Below are 14,588 nucleotides of genomic sequence, written 5' to 3'. Positions count from 1 at the left end.
TGCTAGCCGGTCCCGGTGGCGCGCGGGCTATCGGTGCGCGCCAGCAGCGTGCGCGTCGCTGCTGTCACGTCGGCCTGCCGCATCAGGCTCTCGCCGACCAGGAAGGTCGACATGCCGACGCGCGCGAGCCGCCCAAGATCCTCAGGCGCAAAGATGCCGCTTTCGCCGACCATCAGGCGATCGCGCGGGATCAGCGGCGCCAGCGCCTCGCTGGTCGCCAGCGTGGTCTCGAAGGTTCTCAAGTTACGATTGTTGACGCCGATCATCGGCGAACGAAGCTTCAGCGCGCGATCGAGCTCGGTGCGGTCGTGGATTTCGATCAGCACGTCCATGCCGAGCGCGATGGCCGCGTCCTCAAGATCCTTCGCGACGGCGTCATCGAGCGAAGCCATGATGACCAGGATGCAGTCCGCGCCATGGGCGCGGGCTTCCACCACCTGATAGGTGTCGAACAAAAAGTCCTTGCGCAGCACCGGCAAGTTGGTCGCCGCGCGCGCCGCGACCATGAAATCGAGATGGCCCTGGAAGGAGGGCGTGTCGGTCAGCACCGACAGGCACGCCGCGCCGCCGGCCTCATAGGCCTTGGCCAGCGCCGGCGGATCGAAGTCGGCGCGAATGAGCCCCTTGGACGGCGAAGCCTTCTTCACTTCCGCGATCAGGGCGTAGTCACCACGCGCAAGCTTATCGCGGATCGCGCGCAGAAAACCGCGCGGCGGCGATGCCGTTTTGGCGCGGGCTTCGACCTCGGAAACGGGACACGCCCGCTTGGCCGCGGCGATCTCCTCGCGCTTGTAGGCCTCGATCTTGCTCAGGATATCGGACATCTCTGGCGTCCCCCGGATCAGCCGCGCGAAACCGCGATCAGGTGTTTCAGCCGCGCCGCTGCCGCGCCGCTATCGAGCGATTTGGCGCCGATCGCGACGCCGTCCTTCAGGTCCTTGGCGCGGCCGGCCACGATCAACGCTGCCGCGGCGTTCAACAGCGCGACGTCGCGATAAGGGCTAGGCTTGCCGTTGAGCACGCTCGAGAGTGCTACCGCATTGGCGTCCGCGTCGCCGCCCCTAAGCGCGTCGACATTGCAACAGGTGAGGCCCGCGTCCTCCGGCGTCACCTCGAAGGTGGTGACCTTGCCGTTGTCGAGGCTGGCGACGAAGCTCGGGCCGGTGAGGGTGATTTCATCGAGTCCGTCGGAGCCGTGCACAACCCACACGGATTCGGAGCCGAGATTTTTCAGCACCTGCGCCAAGGGCTGCACCCAGTGCCTGGAGAACACGCCGACCATCTGCCGCTTCACGCCGGCTGGATTGGAGAGCGGTCCGAGCAAATTGAAGATCGTGCGGGTGGCGAGTTCGACCCGAGTTGGGCCGACGTTCTTCATGGCCGGATGATGCGCAGGCGCGAACATGAAGCCGATGCCGGCCTCGGCCACGCAGCGGCCGACCTGGTCGGGCGTGAGGTCGATCTTGACGCCGAGGGAAGCCAGCACGTCGGCGGCGCCCGAGCGCGATGACAGCGCGCGGTTGCCATGCTTGGCGACGGTCACGCCGGCGCCCGCGACGATGAAGGCCGCGCAGGTCGAGACGTTGACCGAACCGGAGCCGTCGCCGCCGGTGCCGACCACGTCGACGGCGTCCGCGGGCGCCTGGACCCGGAGCATCTTGCCGCGCATCGCCGACACCGCGCCGGTGATCTCGTCGACGGTTTCGCCGCGGACCCGCAGCGCCATCAACAGCCCGCCCATCTGCGAGGGCGTGGCCTCGCCGGACATCATGCTGTCGAAGGCGGAGGCCGCCTCTTCACGCGACAGCGTCGCGCCGGTGGCGACTTTTCCGATGATAGATTTGAGGTCGTCCATCGCTTGGGCTTTCAGGATTGGGTGTCGTCTTGAAGCATGACCGGCGCAAACCTTGGATTAGTCTGGGCCGATCATGCTCAGTTGTTAGCGCCCGTCACCTGCGCGAAGGCGGCCTGGTTGATGGAGGTGCCGATCTCGGATTCGATCTTCGTCACATATTGAGCGACCTGTTCGTCGGTCAGGCCGCGCTCCAGCATGTCCTTCAGTTTCTTCATCTCATCGGATGCGGCGTCGACCGGCGGCACGGTCACATCGGTGACGCGGAACACGATCCACTCGCTGCCACCGGCGCCCGGCGTTTGCCCGACGCCGTCCTTGGCCGTCCGGAATGCGGCCGTGATGGCGGCCGAGGGGACACCTGAAAGCGAGGCGTCGCGGCGGAAGCCCGTCGCGGTCTCGACCTTCGATCCGACCGCGGCCGCTTCGGCCGCAAGGGTGCCCCCTTGCTCGACCTTCTGCACCATCTCGGTCGCTTTCGCCCGCAGCTTGTTCGAAATCTGGTCTTCGCGCCATTTCGCCTCGACCTGGCTGCGAACCTCATCGAGCGGGCGCTCGCGCGAGGGAGTAATGCCGAGCACGTCGTACCAGACATAGCCCCCGGCAAACTGGATCGGCTCGTTATCGACGCCGACATCGCTGTTGAAGGCCTGCGAGACCACGTCGAGGCCGCGCGGAATGTTGGCCACGGGCTGGCCGTCGGGCGTGCGGCCGGAGCGATCCACGGCGTCGATCGTGACGGCGGTCAGGCCGAGCTTCTGCGAAGCCTCCACCACATTGGCGCCGCCGCTGCGCTCGTCTTCCATCTTGTTCTGGATTTCGTTGACCTTGGCGCGCGCGCGTTCGGTCGCGATCTCCTTCTTCACCTGGGCTGCGACGCTTTCAAAGGTCGGCGTCACGGCTGGCTCGATCTTGCCGATCTTGACCAGCGCCACGCCAAACCGCCCCTGCACAGGCTGGCTGACTTCGCCCGATGGCAGCGAGAACGCCGCATCCGCAATCGCCGGATCGATGATCGCGCTCTTTGCGATCAGGCCGAGATCGACGTCGGCCAGATTGAGATTGCGCTCCTTGGCGAGGTCGTCGAACGACGTTCCCGAAGTGATGCGGCTGCGTGCGGCCAGGGCGTCGCCTTCGTTGGGAAAAAACATCTGCGACACTTCGCGCTTTTCCGGCGTGCCGAGCAGCTCGCGGCGCTGCTCGAAGATCTTCTTGGCGTCCTCGTCGGAGACTTCGATCCACTTGCCGATCTCTTCGGGGCTGATCACGACAAAGGACAGTTTGCGATATTCGGGTGCGCGGAACTGGGTTTTGCGCTCCTCGAAATAGGCGGCCAGCGCCTCGGGCGAGGGAGGATCGATCGTGCCGGCCTGTGCGGCGTCGAGTTTGACGTACTCCATCGAGCGCTGCTCGTTCTGGAATCGGGTCATGGCGTCGATCAGGACCTTCGGCGGCTCCACCCCGGCCGAGACGGTGCCAGCGATCTGGCGCCGCAGCCCGAGGCGCCGCTGTTCGGCAAGATAGCGTTGCTCGGTGTAGCCGAACTGCCGGATCGTGGCCTGGAAGCGCTGTGGGTCGAACTTGCCGCCCAATCCACTGAAGTTGGGATCGTTGTAGATCAACCGCATGGTTTCTTCCTGGGACTGGGCGAGCCCCATGCGCCGGGCTTCCTCATCCAGTGCGGCTTCGGCGATGGTCTGTTGCAGCACCTGCCGATCGAGCCCGAAGGCGCGGGCCTGTTCCGAGGTCAGTGGACGGCCGAAACTGCGGCCGAGCTGCTGCAGCTTGTCCGTGTAGATCTGGCGGAATTGCTCGATCGAAATCTCGGTCTTGCCGACCTTGGCGAGCGACGACTGGCCGAACCCCTTGAAGATGTCGGCGATGCCCCAAACTGCGAAACTGACAATCAAAACGCCCATCACGACGGCCATGACAATCTTGCCGAGCCAGTTTGATGAGGCTTTCCGAATTCCTCGAAGCATGGGTCCAACTTGTTTTTACAGGAGAGGGGGAACCGGGTCGTGCCTAGGGAATTCGATCCGGGATCGAATCCGCAACAAGGCGTCACCGAGTTGAAAACGCATCATAAAGTGGCCGCAGCCCCCCCGCAACCTCGCCCGTGTGGGCTAATTGAAGCGGTTAACGGCCGGGGGACCGCCCGACCGGTATCTGGAACTGGCAGCGTGCCTCTGCTAGCGCATCTATAACGCTGACATTTGCGGGATAATCGACATGACCGACGCCCTCCGACCCCTGATCGCCGGCAACTGGAAAATGAACGGCCTGAAGTCCGCTTTGGGTGAATTCGAGGCCATGATTGCGGGGGCGGGTGCATTGGCCGGCAAGGCCGACCTGCTGGTCTGTCCCCCGGCCACCCTCATCTCCGGTTTCGCCGACAAGGCGCTCGGTTCCAAACTCGCCGTCGGTGCCCAGGATTGCCACGTGAAGGCCTCGGGCGCCCATACCGGTGATCTCTCGGCGGAAATGCTCGCGGATGCCGGCGCCAGCGCCATTATCGTCGGGCATTCCGAGCGCCGTGCCGACCATGGCGAGACCGACGCGCTGGTCCGGCAGAAGGCGGAGGCGGCCTGGCGGGCGGGCCTGACAGCAATCGTCTGCATCGGCGAGACCCAGAAGCAACGCGATGCCGGCCAGACGCTGGATATCTGTGGCGGGCAGCTCGCGGGCTCGTTGCCAGATGGCGCCACGGCGGCCAATCTGGTGGCGGCCTATGAGCCGGTCTGGGCGATCGGCACCGGGCTGACGCCGACGCCTGGAGATGTCGAGCAAGTTCACCGCTTTATCAGGGGTGTTCTCACCAGCCGATTTAAGGCGGAAGGTGGCAGGATCCGGATTCTCTATGGCGGATCGGTAAAACCCTCCAACGCGGTGGAGCTGATGGCGGTCGCCGATGTCAACGGCGCCCTGATCGGCGGTGCCAGCCTGAAAGCGACAGACTTTTTGGCGATTGCAGAGGCGTGCTAGCTCAGGCCGGCACTGCGTCCTGCAACCGCTTCCAGTAGATCAGCGTGCCCGTGAGGCCGCCATGGGGTTTGAGCGCGTAGTCCGGAATGAGGCCGGTCAGCTTGAATCCCATCCGCTCATAAAGTCCGGCCGCGCCTTCGTCCTCGGCGGTATCGAGCACCAGCAGCCAGCGCCCGCGTGCGATCGCGATGCGCTCGGCCTCGCGCAGCAGCAGCGTGGCAATGCCGCGATAGCGGTGACTGACCCGCGTCATCATCTTCACGATCTCGGCGCGATGCGGCTGGTTCTGCGCGAGGTTGAGCACCAGCGTCACGGTGCCGATCAGGTCTTCGCCGTCAAAGGCGCCGAGAACGATCCGCTCGCCCCGGTCGGCCGAAGCAAGCGAGTTGCGCCAGAATTCGTTGGCCGCTTCGAACGGAAGAGGGTGCATGAAGCTGACCGAGCCGCCATTCGCGACGGTTTCGACCAACATTTCATTGAGCGCCGCGCAGGTATCAGGCGAGGTTCTCAGTGTCTTGATCTGGATGTCAGGCATCAACTATCGGCTCCGGGCGAATGAGATGCGTTTCCGCGGGTTTGGCTTCGATTCCTGGCTGCGCGGGCGGCGCGCGCCTGCTTGATTTCTGCGATCCGTTCGACATCCTCGACCTGCAGGTGACGGCCGCGTTCGAGAATTTCCAACGTGTACTCCTCGTAGGTGAGGCCCAGCCGTTCGGCTTTCCGGATGCGGAACGCGACGATGCCGGGCGAGGGGTTTTTCCAGGCCGCGCGATGCGCCGCCTTCCAGTAGAAATAATTTCCGATTTCCCCGTCGCCCCATTCAGGCCGGTGCTCCTCGTCGAGCGGCGGGCCGCCATTGTGGCCGGCGGGAGCGGAGTTTGCCGGACTCGCCGGGTCGGCCGGAGAACGCCTGGTTTCGATCTCCGTCATCGCCAGCTAGCTCCGGGCAAGGGCAACAACGTATGTGCAGGGTGCGGCGCTTTCGTTGGCAAACGTCACTTCCGCCGGCGGACCGAATCCGAGGCAATCGCCGGCACGGAGTTCGTGGCGTTCGCCGCCATCGATCAGGACGAGCGCGCCCGACAACACCCAAAGGATCTGGCGGATGTGTGCGTAGGACGAAGCGGGCAGCGTCACGCGCTGCTTCGCCGGCATCTCGACCTTGATGATCTCGACGGGATGATCGGGGCGGTTGAATACCTGGGTGCGCAGATAGCCGGTTTCGGGATCGCGCCACACCGGCTGGTCGGCGGCACGTGAAAGACGTTCGCCCTGGCCTTCGGCGCGCAGCATCAGGCCGGCGAGGGTGAGGTCGAAGGCGCTGGCGAGCCGAACCAGCACCACCGCGGTCGGGCTGACCTCGGCGCGCTCGATCTTGCTGATGGTGGCCTTGGAGACCCCGGAACGCTCGGCGAGATCAGCCAGCGACCAGCCGCGGCTGTCGCGCTCGAGCCGCAGGCGATGGGCGAGCCGCGTGCTGAGATCGTCTACTATAGTATACATTTGTCTATTATAAGAGAAATTGTCTCAGGCTCAAGTCCGGATTCGAAGTCGGCCGGGAGCTGGGGACAGCCTTGCCATCACCCCTGCGGCAATTATCTCCGGGGCTGCGGTTGGGGGTGACAATGCCCCGTCCGATCGTGTAACACCGCGCAACTTCAGGAAAACCCGCAAGCTCTTGGTGCAGCCGAAGACCGGCGCCCTTCGCTTGTGACGGAAGGTTTTTAAGATGCAGACCGTCATTATCGTCGTTCACCTCATCATCGTCTCGGTGCTGATCGGCGCCGTGCTGCTGCAGAAATCCGAAGGCGGCGGCCTCGGCATGGGCGGCGGTGCCGGCTTCATGTCGAGCCGTGGCACCGCCAACCTCTTGACGCGGACGACCGCGATCCTGGCGGGGCTTTTCTTCCTGACCAGCATGACGCTGGCCTGGCTCGCCGGCGTCGACCGCAAGCCGGCTTCGATCCTCGGCACCCCGGCGACGCAGTCCCAGCCGGGTGGCGCAACGCCGGTTGCTCCGCCGACCTCCGGCGGCGTGCTCGATACGCTCAAGAAGGTGGATGAACAGCAGGGTCAGCCGGCACCGTCGGGTCCGCAGGCGCCGCGTTCGCAATAAAGCAGGGTGGCTATGCAGGACGGCCTCTACCGTCCTGCATTAGAACTTCCCATCAATGCTCTGATATCGCTCTAAATTTCACGTCACCCACAGCCCGGCGAAATGTTCGCCCGCAGATGCGATTCGTTTTGGCGAATCGGGGCGGTGGCCTTAAAGGTTGAGTCCCATGGCGCGGTACATATTCATCACCGGCGGCGTGGTTTCTTCGCTCGGAAAGGGCCTGGCTTCGGCGGCACTCGGTGCCCTGCTGCAGGCTCGCGGGTACAAGGTCCGACTCCGCAAACTCGACCCCTATCTCAACCTCGATCCCGGAACGATGTCGCCGTATCAGCACGGCGAAGTGTTCGTGACCGACGACGGCGCCGAGACCGATCTCGATCTCGGCCACTACGAGCGCTTCACCGGGCGGCCGGCCACCAAGGCCGACAACATCACCACCGGGCGCATCTATCAGGACATCATCACCAAGGAGCGCCGCGGCGATTATCTCGGCGCGACGATTCAAGTCGTTCCCCACGTCACCAACGCGATCAAGGAATTCGTTCTCTCCGGCAACGACGAATACGATTTCGTGCTGGTTGAGATCGGCGGCACCGTCGGCGACATCGAAGGCCTGCCGTTCTTCGAAGCGATTCGTCAGCTCAAGAACGAACTGCCGCGCGAGCACGCGGTCTACATTCACTTGACGCTGCTGCCGTTTATTCCGAGCGCAGGCGAGCTGAAGACAAAACCAACCCAGCACTCGGTGAAGGAACTGCGCTCAATCGGCATCCAGCCGGATATTTTGCTGTGCCGCACCGATCGCGAGATCCCGAAGGAAGAGCGCCGCAAGCTCGGCCTGTTTTGCAACGTGCGCGAAAGCGCCGTGATCGAGGCGAGGGACGTCGACAACATCTACGCCGTGCCGGAGGCTTATCACGCTGCCGGCCTCGACGACGAGGTGCTGGCCGCGTTCGGCATCGCGCCGAAAATTCCGCCGGCGCTGCAGAGCTGGAACGTCATCAACGAACGCGTGCGCAACCCGGAAGGCGCGGTGACCATTGCCATCGTCGGCAAGTACACCGGCATGAAAGACGCCTATAAATCGCTGATCGAGGCGCTCTCCCATGGCGGTATCGCCAACAAGGTGAAGGTCAATCTCGACTGGATCGAGAGCGAGGTATTCGAGAACGAGGATCCGGCGCCGTTCCTCGAACACGTCAACGGCATCCTGGTGCCCGGCGGATTCGGCCAGCGCGGCGCGGAAGGCAAGATCCGCGCAGCGCAGTTCGCGCGCGTCCGCGACGTGCCGTATTTCGGCATCTGCTTCGGCATGCAGATGGCGGTAATCGAAGCCGCGCGCAATCTCGTCGGCATCGAAGAGGCGAACTCCACCGAGTTCGGCCCGACCAAGGAGCCGCTGGTCGGCCTGATGACGGAATGGCTGCGCGGCAACGAACTGGAGAAACGCTCGAAATCCGGCGACCTCGGCGGCACCATGCGGCTCGGCGCGTATCCTGCAGCGCTGAAGCGCGGCAGCCGGGTGTCGGCAGTCTATGGCGGCGCGACCGAAATCTCGGAGCGTCACCGCCACCGCTATGAGGTCAACACCGCGTATAAAGACCGGCTCGAGCAGCACGGCCTGCGCTTCTCAGGCCTGTCGCCCGACGGCGTGCTGCCGGAGATCGTCGAATACGAGGACCATCCCTGGTTCATCGGCGTGCAATTCCACCCCGAGCTGAAGTCGCGGCCGTTCGAACCGCATCCGCTGTTTGCGTCGTTCATTCAGGCGGCAGTGGTGCAGAGCCGGCTGGTGTAGAACTTTGTAGGGTGGGCAAAGCGCAGCGTGCCCACCATCTCACCGCATGTTGGATGGAATGGTGGGCACGTCGCTTCGCTCCTTTGCCCACCCTACGACTGCCCTGCCGCTACACCTTTGACGAACGCGCCAATTGTTGCGACAAACCGCTTCCGCAAGAACAATAACCTTGGGAGCAAAGTCGATGATCATGGAAATGCGCGTTTATCGCTGCCTGCCGGGGCGCCTGCCGGCGCTGATGAAGCGCTTCGATACGCTGACGCTGAAACTGTGGGACAAGCACGGCATCAAGCAGGCCGGCTTCTTCACCACGCTGATTGGCACCTCCAACCAAGAACTGACCTATTTCGTCGCGTGGGACTCGCTGGCCGATCGCGAGAAGAAATGGACCGCATTTCAGTCCGACCCCGACTGGATCGCCGGCCGCGCCAAGAGCGAGGAGGATGGCCAGATCATCGACAACATCGTCAGCCAATTGCTGGTGCCGACGGCGTTCTCCGCGGTAAAATAGGGCGGCGGCGCAACCCTGATATTCGGGGATAAACGGGGTTGATCCTGGAAGCGCGGACCGGCATGGTCCGCGCCAACACGAAGGAAAATCCCTTGAACGCGAAAGTAGATGCAGCCCCGGTCGTCTCGGTCGGCCCGGTCAAATTTGGCAACGACCTGCCGATTTCGATCATTGCCGGGCCGTGCCAGCTCGAGAGCCGCGCGCATGCGCTTGAGGTGGCTTCCGCACTGAAAGAGATCGCCGGCCGGCTCAAGGTCGGCCTCGTCTACAAGACCTCTTTCGACAAGGCCAACCGCACCAGTGGCTCTGCCGCGCGCGGCATCGGGCTCACGCAGGCGCTGCCGATCTTCGCCGAGATACGTTCTTCCCTCGGACTGCCCGTGCTGACCGACGTCCATGAGGCCGCCCAATGCGCGGAAGCCGCGCAAGCGGTCGACGTGTTGCAGATTCCGGCGTTCCTGTGCCGTCAGACGGATCTGCTGCTCGCGGCCGCCGCGACCGGCAAGGTCGTCAACGTAAAAAAGGGCCAGTTCCTCGCGCCGTGGGAAATGACGAACGTAGTCAGCAAGATCACCGGCGGTGGCAATCCAAATGTGCTGGTGACCGAACGCGGCGCCTCGTTCGGTTACAACACGCTGGTGTCTGATATGCGTGCGCTGCCGATCATGGCGCAGACGACGGGGGCGCCGGTTATTTTCGACGCCACCCATTCGGTGCAGCAGCCGGGCGGGAAGGGCACCTCATCCGGGGGCCAGCGCGAATTCGTGCCCGTGCTCGCGCGTGCGGCCGTGGCCGTCGGCGTCGCCGGCGTGTTTATCGAAACCCATCCCGATCCCGATCGCGCGCCGTCGGACGGACCCAACATGGTGCCGCTGCGCGAGTTCGAAGCGTTGGTGAAGCGGCTGATGGAATTCGACGCGCTGGCCAAGAACGCTTCGCCGTGACCGCCAGCAGCGGCATGCCGCCGGCGCTCAACATCATCGCACTCGCGACCTTTTCTGCAGCCCTGTCCGCCCGCGCGCTCGATCCGGTGCTGCCGCACGTGGCCGAGGATTTTTCCGTCAGCATCGCCACCGCCGCCAGTTTCGCCGCCGCCTTCGCCTTTACCTTTGCCATCATCCAGCCGGTGCTCGGCGCCATGGCCGACATGTTCGGCAAGGCGCGGCTGATGATCGTCTGCCTGGTGCTGCTCGGGCTTGCCAACATTCTCGGCGCGATGGCGACCTCGTTCCCGCTGCTGTTCGCAAGCCGCATTCTCGCCGGCATCGGCTCCGGCGGCGTATTTCCGGTCTCACTCAGCCTGACCAGCGATCTCGTCGGCCCGGAAAAACGCCAGGTCGCGATCGGTCGCACGCTGGCGGGCGCGATGACGGGAAATCTGCTGGGGGCCTCCGCGTCCGGCCTGATCGGCGACTTCCTCGGCTGGCGCGGCGTGCTCGCCGTGCTCGGCGTTCTTGTGGTGCTGGCTTCGATCGCGGTGGCGGCCGGGTTTCGCGGTGCCGCGCTGACGCGTCCGCCGCGCACAGGCCTGTCAGCCCTCATGCAAGGCTATCGCACGATTTTCACGAACCCGAATGCGCGCATCTGCTACGGGGCCGTGTTCATCGAAGGCTGCTGCGTGCTCGGACTGTTTCCGTTCCTCGCATCCTTCCTGTTCGAACTCGGTGAAACCTCGCTGTCGATCGCCGGCATCGTCATCGCCGGCTTCGCCGTCGGCGGCCTGTTCTACACCATGACGGTGTCGCGGCTCTTGCCGAGGATCGGCGTCAACGGGATGATGATCGGCGGTGCGGCCATGGTCGGCGTGCAGCTCATCGCGGTGGCCATCGGGCCGGAATGGAGGCTGCAAACGCTCAGCCTGATTTTTATGGGCTGGGGGTTCTACATGATCCACGGCAGTCTGCAGGTCTTCGCCAGCGAATTATCGGCGGAGGCGCGCGCGACCGCGCTGTCGCTGCACGCGTTCTTTTTCTTCATGGGCCAGACCATCGGCCCGATCGCCTATGGTTTCGGTATCCAGCATGCCGGCAAGGTCCCGACCTTGCTTGCCGCAGCAGCCGTCATGATCGCGCTCGGCTTTGCCTGCGCGAAGCTGCTGCGCCAGACGCGGCCGGCGGACGCGGCGGCAACCTAGCTGGCCTGCCGCAGACCGCGTGCGGACTCATTGAGAATAGCGCGCATCTGCGCGCCGAGGTCGGCAGTCGCGGCTTCCTCCACTTTTCGCGCCGCGTCATCCGAATTGCGGGCATCGTAGATGGCGGAGATTTTCTCGATGGCCGCGTCTCGCGCGACGATGTAGCGATCCTCTGCCGTCCGTGCCGGCGGTGCGGCTGTTGCGTTCGAGATCGTTGCGGCGAGAAAAACCGGGGCAATCAGCCCGAGAATGGCGGAGAAGGCATTTTGCATGTGCGGTGGTCGGTCGCAGGAGCCACTCGGTTCAAGAAAATGGAGCTGAAGTCAACCTCGCCCGCGCTGCAGCACGCCGCGCCTTAGTGCTTGCCAAGTTTTCACAGTGTGAAAAGATCGAACCGGTCGCGTGACCCATTGCGTTGATGTCCATTGCGAACGAGAGGATTGCCGTGACCGAGTCACTTCATCCCGCCGCGCCCCATCATCTGCCGGGATTCATCGCCGCCCCGGGTGAGAGCGATGTGCTGATGATTGCGGTCGGCATTTTCCTTCTTCTCGCCATTTTGGCCGTCGGCAACATCTATCTGCATCTGCACACGCTGCCGGAGCGAATGGCGCACAAATCGCAGAAGCTGCAGTTCGAGATCGTGGCGGTTCTGGGGTTGCTCGCGCTTTTCACCCACATCCACCTGTTTTGGATAGCCGGTTTGCTTCTTGCCATGATTGATCTGCCGGACTTCGGCACGCCGCTGCGCAGGATCGCCGGATCGGTCGAAAAGATGGCGGGCGTGCCGCCTGAACAGGACTCAACCGAGCCCCCAGTCGAGAAGGCTGCGCACGCTGCCGCAACTGACGAGGCCAAGGCCCGCATCGAGAAGGCCGGTGGCGCCAAGAGCGAGGTGCACGGCCATGCTTGAACTGCTCCTCTGCTCGCTGCTGACGATATTTCCGGACTACCTCTACCGCCGCTACCGGCAGGGCAAGCGGATCGGCAAGGAGATCACGCTCTTTTCGGTCTGGTTCGAACTGCGATTTGGCATCATCGCCTGCCTGATGCTCACGGTCGCCCTGATCACGATGATCTTCTACTATCACCCGTCGACGTCGACCGCGACGTTGTTCTATCGCACCGTACCTATTCTTCCCGAAACCAACGGCCGGGTGGCGGAGGTGCACGTTGAATTGAGTGCCCCCGTCAAGAAGGGCGATGTGATCTTCAGGCTAGACAATTCAAAGCAGCAGGCGTCGCTGGAAACGGCCAGGCGCAAGATCGCCGAGATCGACGCCGCCAAGCTGGCAGCGGAGGCCGATATCCTGAAGGCGGAAGGCCAGCTTCAGGAGGCCAAGGGCGCGCTGCAGCAAGCGAACGACGAACTGGATGTGAAGCGCGAGTTGCAGAAACGCAATCCGGGCATCGTGCCGCAGCGGGATATCGAGAAACTCGAAGTGGCCGTTGCCGGCCGTCAGGGCTCCGTCGATGCCGCGACCGCCGCCAAGCAGTCCGCCTCGGTGCGCGTGAGCGCGCTTTTGCCGGCCGAGAAGGCAAGTGCCGAGGCAGCGCTGGCGGAAGCGCAGGTTGATCTGGACAAGACCTTTGTCCGCGCCGGCTTCGATGGCCGCGTCGAACAATTCCTGCTGCGGCCGGGCGATGTCGTCAATCCGATGATACGGTCGGCCGGTATCCTGATTCCCGAGGGCGCCGGACGGCGCGCGCTGGTGGCGGGGTTTGGGCAAATCGAAGCGCAGGTCATGAAGGTCGGAATGGTCGCCGAAGCCACCTGCATCTCAAAGCCCTGGACCATCATTCCGATGGTGATAACGGGCGTCCAGGATTACATCGCGGCAGGCCAGTTCAGGGGCGGCGAGCAATTGATCGACGCGCAGAACACCGTGCGCCCGGGCACGGTCCTCGTCTATATGGAGCCGCTCTACAAGGGCGGGCTGGAGGGCGTGACGCCCGGCAGCAGTTGCGTTGCCAATGCCTATACCAGCAACCACGACCGCATTGCCTCGGGGCAGCTCAGCGCGTTCAAGAGCTTCGCGTTGCACGTCGTCGATGCCACCGGAATCGTGCACGCGATGCTGCTGCGGATTCAGGCCCTGCTGCTGCCGGTCAAGACGCTGGTGCTGAGCGGGCATTGAGCTGCCCGCCGCGAACCGTCGAAAGCGTGCCAACCCCGCGCGTTTCCGCATTGGATTCGATCACTGATGCAGGTTGAGCGCGAAGCGCTGAACAAGCATAAGAAAAAATTTTGCTGTCCATTAGAATTTCAAAGTCGCAATTCCAGGGCGCGTGGGTCAATTTCGCTTCGCGATCTTCGAACGGGCATCGGGCATGGATGTTTCGCCGGAAGCCACGCCGCGACTGGATGCCTCGGCTTCGCCTGTCGGGAGTCGCGGTGATGGTCGGCGCTAGCGCGGCCGATCTCCGAGGACGCTTGTGCAGCATGGGAGCGAGGCCAACTTGAATCGATTCAGGGCGATCATGTTCGACGTCGACGGAACCATGGCGGAGACCGAGGAATTTCATCGACGCGCATTCAATGAAGCTTTCAGCTATTTCGATCTGCCGTGGAACTGGGATGTCGCAACTTACGGCAGGCTGCTGCGGATCGCAGGTGGAAAAGAGCGGATCCGGTATTTTGTGGAGTCGCTGCCCGAGGATAGCTTCGATCTGTCAGATAGCCGCATCAACGAGCTGCACCGCTTCAAGACGCGCAGATATGCGGAACTGGTTGGCAGCGGCGCTTGCGGACTGCGACCGGGAGTAGCCGACCTGATCCTTCGAGCCCGCGATGGGCGATTACGGCTGGCGATCGTTACGACCACGTCGCGGGACAATATTGGCGCATTGTTGAGCCGAAATCTGGGACCAGACTGGAAGCAGAATTTCGATGTGATCGTTGCCGGGGACGACGTGCCCAACAAAAAGCCGGAAGCGGACGCCTATCATGCGGCTCTCGACGCTCTCGGTCTGCCTGCCGCGTCTTGCCTGGCCATCGAGGACTCTCGCAACGGGCTGGTTGCAGCGGTCTCCGTCGGCGCCCCGGTCCTGATTACCCGCAGCCTGTACTTTCGAGACGAGGATTTCACGGGCGCAGCCAGCGTCACTGATGATCTAACTGATCTACCCGACAACTTCTGGTTCGATCCTGACCTCTGATCCGCCACTGGCGCTTTTGCGAAGTGCCGACCG

Annotated in this window: 16 protein-coding genes; 9 read left to right on the top strand and 7 right to left on the bottom strand. The window is 63.6% G+C overall.

Annotation, left to right across the window (positions count from 1 at the left end; translation table 11 throughout):
* Nucleotides 1-2: 2 nt before the first annotated feature.
* The 3 genes from trpC to IVB22_RS00225 all read right to left on the bottom strand — a co-directional run bounded on the left by trpC (nt 3) and on the right by IVB22_RS00225 (nt 3,834).
* A complete protein-coding gene (trpC, locus tag IVB22_RS00235; protein ID WP_247515338.1) occupies nt 3-824 on the bottom strand; it encodes an indole-3-glycerol phosphate synthase TrpC in 822 nt (273 codons plus the stop codon).
* A gap of 17 nt (nt 825-841) precedes the next feature.
* Nucleotides 842-1,855, bottom strand: a complete 1,014-nt coding sequence (gene trpD, locus IVB22_RS00230; protein WP_247515337.1) for an anthranilate phosphoribosyltransferase — start codon at nt 1,853-1,855, stop codon at nt 842-844.
* A 77-nt stretch (nt 1,856-1,932) separates the two neighbouring features.
* Nucleotides 1,933-3,834, bottom strand: a complete 1,902-nt coding sequence (locus IVB22_RS00225) for a peptidylprolyl isomerase (RefSeq protein ID WP_247515336.1) — start codon at nt 3,832-3,834, stop codon at nt 1,933-1,935.
* 250 nt (nt 3,835-4,084) lie between these two features.
* Here IVB22_RS00225 and tpiA point away from each other — a divergent pair, with 250 nt between their 5' ends.
* Nucleotides 4,085-4,837, top strand: coding sequence for a triose-phosphate isomerase (gene tpiA / locus IVB22_RS00220; RefSeq protein ID WP_247515335.1), 753 nt, complete (start codon nt 4,085-4,087; stop codon nt 4,835-4,837).
* 1 nt (nt 4,838) lies between these two features.
* Here tpiA and IVB22_RS00215 read toward each other — a convergent pair whose 3' ends face one another.
* Genes IVB22_RS00215 through IVB22_RS00205 form a run of 3 tightly spaced genes read right to left on the bottom strand, consistent with a single transcriptional unit; the run spans nt 4,839 to nt 6,340 of the window.
* On the bottom strand, nt 4,839-5,372 hold the full coding sequence (locus tag IVB22_RS00215; RefSeq protein WP_247515334.1) for an N-acetyltransferase: 534 nt from the start codon (nt 5,370-5,372) through the stop codon (nt 4,839-4,841).
* Complete coding sequence (locus IVB22_RS00210; protein WP_247515333.1) at nt 5,372-5,767, bottom strand: hypothetical protein; 396 nt, start codon at nt 5,765-5,767, stop codon at nt 5,372-5,374. The genes IVB22_RS00215 and IVB22_RS00210 overlap by 1 nt, the downstream gene beginning before the upstream one ends.
* Before the next feature lie 6 nt (nt 5,768-5,773).
* On the bottom strand, nt 5,774-6,340 hold the full coding sequence (locus IVB22_RS00205) for an XRE family transcriptional regulator (protein WP_247515332.1): 567 nt from the start codon (nt 6,338-6,340) through the stop codon (nt 5,774-5,776).
* A 226-nt stretch (nt 6,341-6,566) separates the two neighbouring features.
* On the opposite strand from IVB22_RS00205, the gene secG reads away from it, so the two are divergent.
* From secG to IVB22_RS00180, 5 genes are all read left to right on the top strand, one after another.
* Nucleotides 6,567-6,953, top strand: coding sequence for a preprotein translocase subunit SecG (gene secG, locus IVB22_RS00200; protein ID WP_247515331.1), 387 nt, complete (start codon nt 6,567-6,569; stop codon nt 6,951-6,953).
* Between the two features lie 166 nt (nt 6,954-7,119).
* The gene (locus IVB22_RS00195; protein ID WP_247515330.1) at nt 7,120-8,751 is read left to right on the top strand and encodes a CTP synthase; all 1,632 of its coding nucleotides are present in this window, start codon (nt 7,120-7,122) and stop codon (nt 8,749-8,751) included.
* A gap of 184 nt (nt 8,752-8,935) precedes the next feature.
* Complete coding sequence (locus tag IVB22_RS00190; protein ID WP_247515329.1) at nt 8,936-9,262, top strand: NIPSNAP family protein; 327 nt, start codon at nt 8,936-8,938, stop codon at nt 9,260-9,262.
* Nucleotides 9,263-9,354: 92 nt separating this feature from the next.
* Nucleotides 9,355-10,206 (top strand): 3-deoxy-8-phosphooctulonate synthase, encoded by an 852-nt coding sequence (gene kdsA, locus IVB22_RS00185; RefSeq protein WP_247515328.1) that lies wholly within the window; start codon nt 9,355-9,357, stop codon nt 10,204-10,206.
* Between the two features lie 14 nt (nt 10,207-10,220).
* Nucleotides 10,221-11,396, top strand: a complete 1,176-nt coding sequence (locus IVB22_RS00180; protein WP_247515487.1) for an MFS transporter — start codon at nt 10,221-10,223, stop codon at nt 11,394-11,396.
* Here the strand turns inward: IVB22_RS00180 and IVB22_RS00175 are convergent.
* Nucleotides 11,393-11,668: a hypothetical protein gene (locus IVB22_RS00175; RefSeq protein WP_247515327.1), complete on the bottom strand. Its 276-nt coding sequence runs from the start codon at nt 11,666-11,668 to the stop codon at nt 11,393-11,395. The genes IVB22_RS00180 and IVB22_RS00175 overlap by 4 nt on opposite strands.
* A 173-nt stretch (nt 11,669-11,841) precedes the next feature.
* Here IVB22_RS00175 and IVB22_RS00170 point away from each other — a divergent pair, with 173 nt between their 5' ends.
* The 3 genes from IVB22_RS00170 (at nt 11,842) to IVB22_RS00160 (ending at nt 14,555) form a co-directional block, all read left to right on the top strand.
* Nucleotides 11,842-12,309 carry a hypothetical protein gene (locus IVB22_RS00170; protein WP_247515326.1) on the top strand — a complete coding sequence of 156 codons (468 nt, stop codon included), beginning with the start codon at nt 11,842-11,844 and terminating at the stop codon, nt 12,307-12,309.
* The gene (locus IVB22_RS00165; protein ID WP_247515325.1) at nt 12,302-13,534 is read left to right on the top strand and encodes an HlyD family secretion protein; all 1,233 of its coding nucleotides are present in this window, start codon (nt 12,302-12,304) and stop codon (nt 13,532-13,534) included. The genes IVB22_RS00170 and IVB22_RS00165 overlap by 8 nt, the downstream gene beginning before the upstream one ends.
* A 343-nt stretch (nt 13,535-13,877) precedes the next feature.
* Nucleotides 13,878-14,555 (top strand): HAD-IA family hydrolase, encoded by a 678-nt coding sequence (locus IVB22_RS00160; protein ID WP_247515324.1) that lies wholly within the window; start codon nt 13,878-13,880, stop codon nt 14,553-14,555.
* Nucleotides 14,556-14,588 lie beyond the last annotated feature (33 nt).

Origin of the sequence: Bradyrhizobium sp. 190 (genome assembly GCF_023073415.1) — a bacterium.
In the GTDB taxonomy this organism is placed as follows: domain Bacteria; phylum Pseudomonadota; class Alphaproteobacteria; order Rhizobiales; family Xanthobacteraceae; genus Bradyrhizobium.
Note: the sequence above shows the minus strand (reverse complement) of the source record. Positions and strands in the feature narration are given on the sequence as shown.

Bases quoted from the DNA above. Each gene is read 5' to 3' on its own strand.
- trpC (WP_247515338.1), bottom strand. From the start codon at position 824: ATGTCCGATATCCTGAGCAAGATCGAGGCCTACAAGCGCGAGGAGATC.
- trpD (WP_247515337.1), bottom strand. From the start codon at position 1,855: ATGGACGACCTCAAATCTATCATCGGAAAAGTCGCCACCGGCGCGACG.
- IVB22_RS00225 (WP_247515336.1), bottom strand. From the start codon at position 3,834: ATGCTTCGAGGAATTCGGAAAGCCTCATCAAACTGGCTCGGCAAGATT.
- tpiA (WP_247515335.1), top strand. From the start codon at position 4,085: ATGACCGACGCCCTCCGACCCCTGATCGCCGGCAACTGGAAAATGAAC.
- IVB22_RS00215 (WP_247515334.1), bottom strand. From the start codon at position 5,372: ATGCCTGACATCCAGATCAAGACACTGAGAACCTCGCCTGATACCTGC.
- IVB22_RS00210 (WP_247515333.1), bottom strand. From the start codon at position 5,767: ATGACGGAGATCGAAACCAGGCGTTCTCCGGCCGACCCGGCGAGTCCG.
- IVB22_RS00205 (WP_247515332.1), bottom strand. From the start codon at position 6,340: ATGTATACTATAGTAGACGATCTCAGCACGCGGCTCGCCCATCGCCTG.
- secG (WP_247515331.1), top strand. From the start codon at position 6,567: ATGCAGACCGTCATTATCGTCGTTCACCTCATCATCGTCTCGGTGCTG.
- IVB22_RS00195 (WP_247515330.1), top strand. From the start codon at position 7,120: ATGGCGCGGTACATATTCATCACCGGCGGCGTGGTTTCTTCGCTCGGA.
- IVB22_RS00190 (WP_247515329.1), top strand. From the start codon at position 8,936: ATGATCATGGAAATGCGCGTTTATCGCTGCCTGCCGGGGCGCCTGCCG.
- IVB22_RS00180 (WP_247515487.1), top strand. From the start codon at position 10,221: ATGCCGCCGGCGCTCAACATCATCGCACTCGCGACCTTTTCTGCAGCC.
- IVB22_RS00175 (WP_247515327.1), bottom strand. From the start codon at position 11,668: ATGCAAAATGCCTTCTCCGCCATTCTCGGGCTGATTGCCCCGGTTTTT.
- IVB22_RS00165 (WP_247515325.1), top strand. From the start codon at position 12,302: ATGCTTGAACTGCTCCTCTGCTCGCTGCTGACGATATTTCCGGACTAC.
- IVB22_RS00160 (WP_247515324.1), top strand. From the start codon at position 13,878: ATGTTCGACGTCGACGGAACCATGGCGGAGACCGAGGAATTTCATCGA.